The sequence below is a fragment of the Arthrobacter zhaoxinii genome, from assembly GCF_024385505.1.
Classification (GTDB): Bacteria; Actinomycetota; Actinomycetes; order Actinomycetales; family Micrococcaceae; genus Arthrobacter_B; species Arthrobacter_B zhaoxinii.
In genome coordinates this window covers 647,142-659,389 of sequence record NZ_JANFLT010000005.1, presented here as the reverse complement: position 1 = coordinate 659,389, position 12,248 = coordinate 647,142, and the positions used below count along the sequence as shown (strand labels likewise).

Sequence of the window (12,248 nt, the reverse complement as noted above, 5' to 3'; positions counted from 1 at the left end):
GAAGCGCAGATATATCGGAATACCTCATAAGTACGTTGTTCCCTGACGTTACCTATGTTAGGTTCCCCGATAACACGCGTCCCTCCGCCAGGTTCTTATGGCGCCGGGCCTGCAGTCACCTGCGGAATGGCTTCGAGGAGGAAGTTTGACATGGGAATGCCAGCTGGGACGGAGGATGGAACGGGTGCGGGTCTGGAGGGCCGGTTCTACGGCAGGACAGGCATCTGGCTCATCGGCGCACGGGGGTCGGTGGCAACGACGGCGGCGATGGGCCTGGCCGCCATCGCAGCCGGACTGGTGAAACCGCGGGGATGTGTCACAGAACAGGATGCTTTTCGGGGCGTGCATCTCCCGGACTACGCGGACCTTGTGGTCGGTGGACACGACATCAGCGGTGTTTCCATGGCCAAGCGGGCGGAGCACCTTGTTGCTGCCGGTATGCTCCCCGGCGATGTTTTTGAGTCTGTCCGCGCCCAGCTCCTTGAGGCGGACAGCCGGGTGCGTCCCGGGTACGACCCCGCCGGAACTGCAGAGCCGCAGGCTGATGCTGCGCTTCGTCTGTCCGGCGATATCCTTGCGTTCCGGGAGTTCCACGGCCTGCAGCGGGTTATCGTCTTGGACGTCGCCTCTACAGAGGCACCGCCGGACCCGCTCGACGAATTCCACGACGTCGGCCTCCTGAAGGCGGCCCTGCAGGATCCGGCACGGTCAGTCTTGCCCGCCAGCTCGGTAGGGGCCTATGCGGCGGTTCTGTCGGGCTCACCATATATATGTTTCACGCCGTCGCCCGCCCTGAACATTCCCGCGCTGTATGAGCTTGCCGGGGCTGACCGGGTTCCGACAGCGGGACAGGACGGCAAGACGGGCCAGACATGGCTGCGGTCGGTGCTGGCTCCGGCGCTCTCCGCACGCGGGCTGCGGGTGCTCTCCTGGGCTGGAACGAATTTGCTTGGCGGCGGCGACGGGGCCACGCTTGCGGACAGCAGGGCAGTCTCCGGGAAGCTGCAGTCCAAGAACAGGGGATTGAGGGAGCTCGCCGGAGGTGCAGTGACTCCGCTGCACATTGACAACGTACCGGATCTGGGCGAGACCAAAGTGGCGTGGGACCACATCCACGTCGAAGGCTTCCTGGGGTCCCGGCTGACGATCCAGACAACCTGGAGCGCCTATGACTCCATGCTGGCAGCTCCGATGGTGCTCGACCTGGCCCGCCTTATGGCACTCGCTGACGCCGTCGGAGAAACCGGACATGTCGGTGCCCTTGGTTTCTTCTTCAAAGATCCATGGGGCAGCGGTGAGCATTCCTTCGCGCAGCAGACGAACAACCTGGTGCAGTGGGCGCTTGCTGCCTCTGCCCGGCTTACTTCCACTACAGACGGGAATCAGCCGTGACCCCGTTCGGCGATTATCTCGAGCTGGTCCGGGCTCCTGCCGTCCTCACCGTCCTGGGCGACACCGTGGCAGGCGGCGCTGCTGCCGGCCGCGCCCTCAGCGGCAGGCGGATGTGGATGCCTCTGGCGAGCGCGTGCCTCTATGCCGGGGGAATGGCCCTGAACGACTACGCAGACCGCGACGTCGATGCCCGCGAACGCCCGCAGCGTCCCCTTCCGTCGGGGAGGGTAAGCGCCGGAAGTGCCCTGGCCGCGGCATCTGCCCTCACCGTCGCGGGACTCGGGTTGTGTGCCGTGGCCGGTGGACGGAGCGCGCTCGCTGTAGGGGTCCCGCTCGCGGGGTCCATCTGGACATATGACCTGATCGCGAAGAACCACGCGCTCATAGGAGCAGTCTCGATGGGCAGCTGCCGGGCCCTCGACGTCCTGATGGGCGCAGGCGCAGGGCAGATGAGGCCGGCACTCGGGGCGGCGGGCATCATGGGCGGCCATACCGTCGCCGTGACGCTCCTTTCCCGCGGTGAAGTCGAAGGAACAGACGCTGTGACCGCTTCCGGCGTCGCCGCAACCACCGGACTGGTTGCCGCCGCAGTGGTGGCCGGCTCGTCCGGGCCGCCGGCCAGGATGCTTGCCGTTCTCGCTGCCACTGCTGCCTATGCCGCAAGGTGCGGGCCCGCCCAGATAAGGGCAGCGCGGAGTCCGGCGGCAGCAAACGCCTTGGCTGCGACCCGGGCCGGCATCCGCGCGATGATTCCGCTCCAGGCAGCGCTCGCGGTTCGGTATGGACACCCGACGGCTGCAGGTGCACTGGTTGCAGTGGATGTCCTGGGCAAGATCCTCCGGTCCCGTCCCAAGGCCAGGATGGTGAGCGAGTCATGACCACCATGGCATCGCCGGTTCCCTTCAGCATCGGGTACGGTACCAACGGCTTCACGGACCATCCCCTGTCCGACGTACTGGAGCTGCTGCACGAACTCGGCTACGGGTCCGTGGCCCTGACCCTCGGCCATCCCCACCTCGACCCGTTCGCCCCTGACCTGGACGCCCGGCTGAGCAGCCTGCGCAGCCGTCTCGACGAGCTGGAGCTTCGCCTGGTCATAGAGACGGGAACGCGATTCCTGCTCAACCGCCGTGAGAAGCACCGCCCCGCTCTCGTTGACGAAGAGGCCGCCGCCCGTGTCGATTTCCTGCGCCGCGCGGTAGACATCGCGGCGGTGCTCGACGCCGAATGCGTCTCCTTCTTTTCGGGGATCCTGCCTCCGGGAACCAGCCCCGAGTCCGGTTGGCAGCGGCTGGAAACACGGGTCGCCGAGGTCCTCGGACACGCCGCCGAAAACGGGGTCCTGCTCGCCATTGAGCCGGAACCCGGGATGCTCGTAGAGACGGTCGCCGATGCGCTCGAGCTTCGGCGACGGCTCGGCAATCCGCGAGGACTCAGGGTGACCGTCGACATCGGACACTGCGTGGTGGTTGAGCCCGGAGGCGTGCGCGGTGCGCTGATGGAAGCCGGAGAGCTGCTGGCCAACGTCCAGCTCGACGACATGCGATCCGCTGCCCACGAACACCTTCCGTTCGGCGAGGGGGAGGTCGACGTTCCGCTCGCTCTGGCAACGCTGGCGGAACTGGATTACCGCGGCGTGGCCGCGGTGGAGCTGCCCCGCCACTCCTTCGATGCCCCGGGCCTGGCGGTCCGGAGCATGGCCGCGCTGCAGGCCGCCTGGCGGGATGTGCAGGCCAGCCAGGCAGCGGAACAGTGGCTGCAGGAAAGTACGGGCAGGATCGCCGCAGATCCCGGGGCCCTGCCTGGAATCTTCGTGGCAGCCGGTCGCAGGGTGGGCCGAAGTCCGGTGCACCCTGACACCGATCCCACGGGGGTTCTCCATGGCAGCAGCAGCGATTATGCCCGCGGCGAGCTCATTCGGCGCCTGAAACAGTTTCTCCCCCCGGAAGACCTGGCCGGGACCGTCCTTTCGCTTTATGACCGGGGGGACTCCTCGGAACGACGTGGCGTGCTTAGGGGACTGGGATCACTGGCAGCTGAGGATCCGGACCTGCCGGCACCGGTCCTGGCAGCGGGCCTGCGGCTGACGGTTGAGGCGCTGCGGACGAACGAGACCGGGCTCGTGGCGGCCGCCGTCGGCCCTTTCGCGGCTGCCTACCTTGATCAGCACAACTGGCGCCACGCTGTCCTGAAACTGGTCTTCATGGGGGTCAGCCTTGCCGCCGTCACCGATCTGGACGATCGAGCGGACGATGAACTGGCGCGCATGGCCGCCGATTTCGCCGCCGAACGGCAGGCTGCGGGACGTCCGGTACCCGACGACGTCGTTCTCCTGCTGAACCGTGCAGCCAGTCCCACCGTCTCTCGTAAGGAGTCCTAGCCATGCGCATATTCGATCCGCATATCCACATGACCAGCCGCACGACCGATGACTATGCCGCGCTCTACGCCAACGGGGTGCGGGCACTGGTCGAGCCCGCCTTCTGGCTGGGACAGCCCAGGACCAGCGTTGGATCGTTCATCGACTATTTTGATTCCCTGCTGGGCTGGGAGCGGTTCCGGGCCTCCCAGTTTGGAATCCGCCACCACGCCACGATCGCCCTCAACCCCAAGGAAGCAAACGATCCCAGATGCGTGCCCGTCCTGGACGAGATTCCCCGGTACCTGGCGAAGGAAGGCGTCGTGGCGGTCGGAGAGATCGGCTTTGACTCAATGACCCCCGCCGAGGATAAGGCGTTCATCCGCCAACTGGAACTGGCCCACGAGTTTTCCCTCCCCGCGCTGGTGCACACCCCGCACCGGGAGAAGCTCCAGGGCACGCGCCGCACACTGGACATCATTCGTGAGTCAGCGCTTCCTCCTTCGATGGTTGTGGTGGACCACCTCAATGAGACGAACGTAGGCATGGTGAAGGACGCCGGAGCCTGGATGGGGTTCTCCATCTACCCGGACACCAAGATGGACGAGCAACGCCTGGTCGCGATCCTCCACGAGTATGGAACCGACAAGGTGCTGGTTAACTCTGCGGCGGACTGGGGCAAGTCCGACCCGCTCAAGACGGTGAGCACGGCGAGAGCCATGCTCACCGGTGGGTTCTCGGCGGACGACGTCGACCGGGTCCTGTGGCAGAATCCGGTCGACTTCTACGGCCAGAGCGGACAGCTGATCCTCGAACCGATCCCCGGTTTCGACGGCGCTGACCTCGGGGGAGCGGGGGCTACGTTCGAAGGTAACTCACTGCTGCGGGGTGTCCGCGCCTGATGCAGCTTTCCTACTGCACCAACGTGCATCCGGCGGAGGATCTCGACGGGGTCATCCGGCAGCTCCGAAACTATGCCGGCCCTGTCCGCCGCAGGGCAGGACTGGACGTTCTCGGTGTAGGGCTGTGGCTGCCTGCAGGGCTCGCCGGCCGTCTGGCGGGAAGCGCCGCGGACATCGCTGTGCTTCGGGAGGTCCTCTCCGAGCAGGGCCTGCAGATCCATACCTTGAACGCATTTCCCTACGGCGGCTTCCACAACGAGGTAGTGAAGACAGACGTGTACAGGCCCACGTGGGCACAGCGGGAGCGGTTGCAGTACACGCTGGAGTGCGCGGAGGTCCTTGCCGCCCTGCTGCCGGACGGCACCCCGGGGTCAATCTCCACGCTGCCTCTGGGGTGGCGTGATCCCTGGACGGCCGACGACGACGACGCCGCCGTTATGGCGTTCGCTGAGCTGTGTGAAGGTCTGCGAACGCTGAAGGAGCGCACGGGGAAGACGGTCCGCATAGCTGTGGAACCGGAACCGGGATGCGTGCTCGATACTGTCTCGGATGTTGCGGAATGGCTGAAAGCGCGCATCCCGGGAGGCATCGATCCCGATTACGTCGGCCTGTGCATAGACACCTGCCACCTGGCGGTGTCCTTCGCCGACCCGGTTGCAGCTGTCCGCAGCGTGGGGGCAGCGGGCCTGCGCATCGTTAAAGTCCAAGCTTCCGCCGCACTGCACGTGGCCGCGCCCGCAGATGCGGCCGCCCGCACCGCGCTCGAGGCATTCGCGGAACCGCGCTACCTGCACCAGGTCCGGGAGCTGCGACGCGACGGGACCGTCCTGAAGGCAGACGACTTGCCGGAGGCGCTCAGCGAGCTGCCGGGCAGAGGCCCATGGAGAGTCCATTTCCACATGCCGCTGCACCTGGTGCCGGCCCTTCCGCTGGAGACGACGGTTGAGGTGCTGGAAATGACTGTGGCTGAAGTCGGCAGCCTGCCGTACGGGAAGGAAGCGCACCTGGACATTGAAACCTACACCTGGAGTGTCCTGCCCGGGAAACAAGCCGATCTCGTGGAAGGAATAGCAGGAGAAATCGCCTGGGCCCGGTCCCGCCTCCTGGCTCCGGCGCCACGACAGCCATGCATACCCCTGGAGACCTAAGGAGAACCCTTGAAACCGGTACTGCTGCTCGACGTCGTGGGACTCACTGCCCTGTCACTGCGGCACATGCCCCGTCTGTCCAAACTCGCTGCGGCGGGGTGGTCATCCGAACTGGCTACCGTCCTTCCGGCCGTCACCTGCACAGTCCAGTCCACTATGCTCACCGGCCTGGCGCCGTCGGAACACGGGATTGTCGGCAACGGCTGGTATTTCCGCGAATTGGGGGACGTCTTCTTTTGGCGCCAGCACAACAAGCTGGTCGCCGGGGAAAAGATCTGGGAAAGTGCCCGGCGCAAAGATCCGGATTACCGCGCCGGCAACATCTGCTGGTGGTACGCCATGGGCATGACAACGGACATAACAATAACTCCCCGCCCGATCTATCACGCGGACGGAAGGAAATCTCCGGACGCCTATATCCGTCCACCGGCGCTGCATGACGAATTAGTGTCCCGAAACGGCGAATTTCCGCTGTTCCAGTACTGGGGCCCGGGCGCCGGTATTCAATCGACGCAATGGATCATTGAGTCCACAAAGCACGTCATGCGAAGCCAGGCACCTGAGCTCCTCATGGCGTATCTTCCGCATCTCGATTATGACCTGCAGCGTTTTGGCCCCACCCATCCCCAGGCCGCCCGCGCCGCTGCCGAGCTCGATGCAGCACTTGCTCCCTTGCTGGATGAAGCCGGGTTCCACGGGTACGCGGTCATCGCTGTGGCCGAGTACGGGATCGAAGACGCGCACTTACCCGTGGACATCAACCGGGTCCTGCGCAGGGAGGGCCTGCTGGAGGTCTATGTGCAGGACGGGAAGGAGCAACTGGATACGTGGGCCTCCCGCGCCTTTGCCGTCGCGGACCACCAGGTGGCGCACGTTTACGTTCAGGATGCAGGCGACGTTGCCCGTACGGCGGATATCCTCAGGGCGACCCGGGGGATCGATGAAGTCCTGGACCGTCATGCCCAGGCGAGGTACGGGCTGGACCATGAGCGGTCCGGAGAGCTCGTCGTCATTGCCGAGCCGGGCGCCTGGTTCACGTACTATTTCTGGCTGGACGATGCCCGTGCGCCCGAATACGCACGCGGCGTGGATATCCATCGAAAGCCGGGATATGACCCGGGCGAACTCTTCTTCGACCCGGCTGACAAGCTCGCGAAGGCCAAGGCAGGCCTGAACCTGCTCAGGAAAAAAGCCGGGCTGCGCTATGCCATGAGCACCGTGCCCTTGAACCCGGCGCACGTCCGGGGGACGCACGGAAGGCTTCCCGGCTCCCGCAACAGCACTCCGGTGGTGATCTCTTCCGAGGACCGGCTGCCGCCTTTTGTCGAAGAGCTGATGCGCGGGGGGAAGCCTATCCCTGCTGCAGCGGTAAAATCCCTCGTCCTCCAGACACAGGGACTTCCTGAATGAGCATCAGCTGACTTTTATTTATCAAACAACAAACCCTTCGAATCACTCCGAACGCTTGGAACGGCTTTGTTGTGCGCTCGTCGGGGGAGCGGGTGTAAAGAGTGTTTTTGAAAGCTGGCTTTGTTTTTTCAAACCACTGGCGCTTGGGGTGGGCCTCCGTTACCGTTCATCGAACCTGACTCCGGCTCGTCCGGGTCCCTCAATGGCGAGAAGAGAGAGCGATGACAGTCACAAGACGCGGGTTAGCCCAATCACCCGGGCATCGGACGGATGCCAGCAAAACCTCGGCCAAACGTGCACGTCGCGGCAGCATGGCGCTGGCGCTGGCCGCGCTGATGGCCGTATCGCTTGCGGTAGCTCCGGCACAGGCGAAGCCGCGGCCGGGAGCACCCGCAACACCTCCGCCGGACTCGGCGTTCCAGAAAGTAACCCTCAACGATTTCCCGGGCGAACCTGTCGACCTTGCGGTGCTGCCCAATAAGGACGTCCTGCACACCACCCGCCAGGGTGAGGTATGGCTGAACGATTCCTCGACGGGCCTCAATACCCTCGCGGGGACAATCGACGTCTATGAGCATGACGAAGAAGGTCTGCAGAGCATCGCGATTGATCCGAAGTTCGGGCATAGAGGCCACAACTGGGTCTACATGTATTATTCCCCGCCCCTGGATACGCCGGTTGATGATCCGGCGACCCCGGGTGTCAATGAAGGCGATGCGCCTGCCACGGGTACGCCGGAGGATTTTGAGCCCTTCAAGGGCTACCTCCAGCTGTCGAGGTTCCGGTTCGACGGTGCCACCATCGACCTGGCCAGCGAACAGCGGATGCTGGAGGTTCCCGTAGACCGTGGCCTCTGCTGCCATGTTGGGGGCGACATTGTCTTCGACGCCCAGGGGAACCTTTACCTCTCTACGGGCGACGACACCAATCCCTTCTCGTCGGGCGGCTACAGCCCGCTCGACGAACGGCCCGAAAGCAACCCGGCATACGATGCCCAGCGGACCTCAGCCAACACAAACGATCTCCGCGGCAAGGTGTTGCGGATAACCCCCCAAAGGGACGGCGGATACACCATCCCCAGGGGAAACCTCTTCAGGCGGGGGACTCCACTCACCCGTCCTGAAATCTACGTCATGGGACTGCGCAACCCGTTCCGGATTGAACTGGACCGGAAAACCGGCGAGCTCTTCATCGCGGATTATTCACCCGACGCCGGCACCGCCGATCCACTCCGGGGTCCGGCAGGAACCGGCAAATGGGCAGTTGTGACAGAGCCGTCCAACTACGGCTGGCCCTACTGCGCCACCGCGGAGCTCCCTTATGTGGACTACGACTTCGCCACCAATACCTCCGGTGCGGCGTTCGACTGTTCGGCACCCGTCAATGAGTCGCCCAACAACACGGGCCTGCGCGAGTTGCCCCCGGTAGCCCAGCCTGAGGTCTGGTATTCCTACGACGTTTCCGAGACCTTCCCGGAACTGGGGACCGGCGGAATCGGCCCGATGGCCGGCCCGGTCTACAACTTCGATAAGAGGGCGAGCAAGGGCCGGGATTCCGTTGCCTGGCCGCGATACTACGACGGCAAGTCGTTCATGTACGAGTGGACACGTGACTACATCAAGGCGATGACCATGAGGAGGGGTGAGCTCGTCTCGATCGAGGACGTTGTCAGCTCGATCGTGGTCGACAACCCCATGGATATGGAGTTCGGCCCTGACGGCGCGATGTATGTGCTGGAGTACGGTGACGGTTATTTCGGTGAGAACCCGGACGCCCAGCTCTCCCGCATCGACTACATCGGCGAGGGCGGGAACCACAGCCCGGTAGCCGTGGCTTCCGGTACTCCCACGGTGGGCCTGCCGCCCCTGACCGTCCAGTTCTCCAGCGCGGGCACAACGGACGCCGACGGCGACAGGCTGCGCTACGCATGGGACTTCAACTCCGATGGAGTGGTGGACTCGCGGGACCCCAATCCGACGTACACCTATGAAGAGATCGGGACCTACAGGGCAAGCCTTCAGGTGACCGATCGGGGCGGCAGGCACGGGGGCAAGTCCTCGTCCGCGGAGGTTGTTGTTGAAGTAGGCAACCAGGCGCCGGTGGTGGAGTTCGTGACGCCTGTTGCTGGTCAAACCTTCCAATTCGGTGACACCGTCAGCTACGAAGTCCTTGTCACAGATGACCAGCCGGTGGATTGCTCGAGTGTCCAGGTCACCTACATTCTGGGTCACGACGCCCACGGCCACCCGCAGACGAGCACCTCGGGCTGCACCGGGACCATCACCACCACCGTGCCGGAGGGGCATGATCCCGCCGTCGACAATCTGTCGGGCGTTTTCAGTGCTTCCTACACCGATGCGGGTGATGGTGGAACGGGTCCGTTGACCGGTACTGCCGAAGTTGTTCTGACTCCCTCCAACTAACGTTTGCTGGAATACGGAGCATAAGCAGGAAAGGACCCTGTGCCGGGAAACCCGGCACAGGGTCCTTTCCCTTGAACGCTGTTATTCGTCTGCCGGCGTTTGCAGGAAGCCTGCCGGATCTGACAGCAGGGGTTCGAAAACCAGCTCCGCTGCTCCTATCAGGATGGGATCGTCCCCAAGCGGAGCAAGCTCGATTCTCACGTTGTCCCAGGGCCCGCGGGTTCCGGGCCCGTGCAGCGCCTCGTCCAGGGCGCCGGGCGCGGCACGCACCAAGATGCGAAGGAACCCTCCCAGCACCACCACTGAGGGGTTGACGAGGCTGATCACTGTTTTCAATCCCACAGCGAGCAATTCGATCTGCCGCTGGATCACCGAACGCACCCCATCGGCGTCGGATCCGTCCATAAGCTTTTCCATGAGGATTTCTTCAAGGTTCTCGGTCTCGCCGGCCGGCAGCCCGATTGCCTCGATGAGCGCTTCCCTGGTGACCTCGGCCTCGAGGCAGCCACGGGAACCGCAGGTGCATGCGGCACCGTTTGTGCGCACATGTGTGTGGCCCAGCTGCCCGGCGAACCCGGTTGCACCCCTCAGCAGATGGCCGCCGCTCATGATTCCGCCGCCAATCCCGCTTGCCCCGCCGTAGAGGTACGCCAGATCCGGAACATCCTGCCCGGCTCCAAAGGCCGCCTGTGCAATGGCACCCACTACGGCGTCGTTGGCGCTGACTGTCTTCAGCTGGAGCGCGTCGCTGAGCAGTGCGGGAAGCGGCTCGTCCCGCCAGCCGAGATGCGGTGCCTCTATGACTTTTCCGCCGCCGGGTTCCACCAGCCCGGGAACGGCGAGTCCGACACCCACGACGCGGTGCCCGGGCGGCAGCGCAGTCCGCATTCCGGTGTAGACCGCGGACACGATATTCACCACTTCGATAACTGACGGAGCCCTGACGGTGTGGAAACGGACCGCGTTGACGATGCGGCCGCCCAGGGAGACCAGGGCAACGCTGACGACGTCGACGTCCGGGTTGACGGACAAGGCCAGGGTGGCGGGACTCGGCTCGATCATCCTGCTCGGACGGCCGTGCTGCTGGGCCTGGTCAATGTCACTTTCGACCACCAGCCCCAGCTGTGACAGCTCGGAGACCAGCGCCCCAATGGTGGAACGGTTGAGTCCAGTGGTCCGCGTGAGCTGGGCGCGGGATACGCCAGCGGTGGAGTGCACGAGCTGCAGCACTGTTGAGAGGTTGTGCTGGCGGTTCGAATCCCTGTTGCTGCCGAGATACGTGCGTGCCGTGTTTTTGCCCTGTGCTGCGGAAGTCATGCGGCAGGCGTTCGTCCGGCACCGCGGTGGGGAGGACGCCCGACCAACGACTGACTAAACGGTGAGGTCCGATTCCACGCCTGCATATTCTTCCCCCGTTGTAGGTCCCTCTGGCGGACGGCGCCAGAACCGGACTAGTTTCCCACAGTATTCCTGCTCCCGGGTACCACCTCCGGAAAGCAGGCTCAGAGCGAACGCAGACCGGCAAGAACTGAAGACAGGAGGTTTTCCAGGCTGTCTCCCAGCCCGGCCGGCACTTCGTCTCCCAACTGCTTGAGGGCGGCCTGTACATGTTCGGATGCCAGCTGGACCGCGTGCTCCTGTGCCCCGCATTCAGTCAGCAGGGCACGGACCCATTGTGCCTCCGCCGCCGTCATCCGGTCTGAGCCTATGAGTTCCGAAATCTGCGCCCACTGAGGTTTCGTCGCCGCGTAGGAGAGCATGGCTGTCCGCTTGCCTTCCCTGAGGTCTCCCCAGTTTGTCTTTCCGGTGTGCTGTTCCTGCCCGAAAACCCCGAGAACGTCATCGGCAATCTGGTAGGCAATCCCGGCGTCGCGCCCGAAGGCTGCAAGTGTTGCTGCAACGGAGGCCGTGGCTCCGGCCAGTACTGCGCCGGCCTGAAGCGGCGCCTCAAAGGAGTAGACGGAAGTCTTGTTGCGGGCCACTGTCCGGATCTCCTCCGGCGAGGGCATCTCCGGGGCCCGGGCGAATTCGACATCCAAGAGCTCTCCGCCGATCGTGGAAAAAACTGCGTAGTCCAGAATGCCGTTGAGTTCCTCCCGGACCTTGGGGCACGTTTCCACGCTTCCGTGGAGGCGGTAGGCTCCGGCAAGGACGAGGTCTCCGGCAAGGAGCCCGGAGGTCATGCCGGCATGCTGGGCGGCCGCGGCGGAAGCGCCCGCGCGCCGGGCCTTGTTGCTGTAGTGCCCCGAAACGTTGGGAACGCCGTGCCTCAGCACGTCCCTGTCGATGACGTCGTCATGGATGAGGAACGCATTGTGGAGGAGTTCATAAGCGGCTCCGAGCCTGGCCGCGGCGGCGGACTCCGTTCCTCCCAGCTGACGGTAGGCCAGCATAAGAAGGCGGGGGCGAAAGCGTTTTCCGCTGGCGGCACTGCGTTCGATGGCTTCCCAGAGGCTGAGGTAGGCCGGATGAACGGAGACCGCGCGCAGCTTGGCGTCCGTGAAGAACCAATCCAGCACTTCTTCAACCAGGCCCAGGTCGGCGTCCGTTTCCACTGCGTACTCGGTGTTAGGGAAGTTCACTGGTGCGCCCCCTGCTTCTTTTTCGCTGCCGA

9 protein-coding genes are annotated in these 12,248 nt (G+C 64.4%); 7 read left to right on the top strand and 2 right to left on the bottom strand.

The window, feature by feature from the left end; all coding sequences use genetic code 11:
- Positions 1-150: 150 nt before the first annotated feature.
- From NNX37_RS10540 to NNX37_RS10510, 7 genes are all read left to right on the top strand, one after another.
- Positions 151-1,392 carry an inositol-3-phosphate synthase gene (locus tag NNX37_RS10540; RefSeq protein WP_255792569.1) on the top strand — a complete coding sequence of 414 codons (1,242 nt, stop codon included), beginning with the start codon at positions 151-153 and terminating at the stop codon, positions 1,390-1,392.
- Positions 1,389-2,270 carry an SCO3242 family prenyltransferase gene (locus NNX37_RS10535; RefSeq protein WP_255792568.1) on the top strand — a complete coding sequence of 294 codons (882 nt, stop codon included), beginning with the start codon at positions 1,389-1,391 and terminating at the stop codon, positions 2,268-2,270. Before NNX37_RS10540 ends, NNX37_RS10535 begins: the two co-directional genes overlap by 4 nt.
- Positions 2,267-3,772, top strand: a complete 1,506-nt coding sequence (locus tag NNX37_RS10530; RefSeq protein ID WP_255792567.1) for an EboA domain-containing protein — start codon at positions 2,267-2,269, stop codon at positions 3,770-3,772. Before NNX37_RS10535 ends, NNX37_RS10530 begins: the two co-directional genes overlap by 4 nt.
- A gap of 2 nt (positions 3,773-3,774) precedes the next feature.
- Positions 3,775-4,653, top strand: a complete 879-nt coding sequence (locus NNX37_RS10525) for a TatD family hydrolase (RefSeq protein WP_255792566.1) — start codon at positions 3,775-3,777, stop codon at positions 4,651-4,653.
- Entirely contained in the window at positions 4,653-5,801 is a 1,149-nt protein-coding gene (gene eboE, locus NNX37_RS10520; RefSeq protein WP_255792565.1) for a metabolite traffic protein EboE, read from the top strand. Before NNX37_RS10525 ends, eboE begins: the two co-directional genes overlap by 1 nt.
- A 9-nt stretch (positions 5,802-5,810) precedes the next feature.
- On the top strand, positions 5,811-7,211 hold the full coding sequence (locus NNX37_RS10515) for an alkaline phosphatase family protein (protein ID WP_255792564.1): 1,401 nt from the start codon (positions 5,811-5,813) through the stop codon (positions 7,209-7,211).
- Between the two features lie 311 nt (positions 7,212-7,522).
- Complete coding sequence (locus NNX37_RS10510; RefSeq protein WP_255792563.1) at positions 7,523-9,634, top strand: PQQ-dependent sugar dehydrogenase; 2,112 nt, start codon at positions 7,523-7,525, stop codon at positions 9,632-9,634.
- An 81-nt stretch (positions 9,635-9,715) separates the two neighbouring features.
- Here NNX37_RS10510 and NNX37_RS10505 read toward each other — a convergent pair whose 3' ends face one another.
- Entirely contained in the window at positions 9,716-10,951 is a 1,236-nt protein-coding gene (locus NNX37_RS10505) for an ROK family protein (RefSeq protein WP_255792562.1), read from the bottom strand.
- Between the two features lie 185 nt (positions 10,952-11,136).
- A complete protein-coding gene (locus NNX37_RS10500) occupies positions 11,137-12,216 on the bottom strand; it encodes a polyprenyl synthetase family protein (protein WP_255792560.1) in 1,080 nt (359 codons plus the stop codon).
- Positions 12,217-12,248 lie beyond the last annotated feature (32 nt).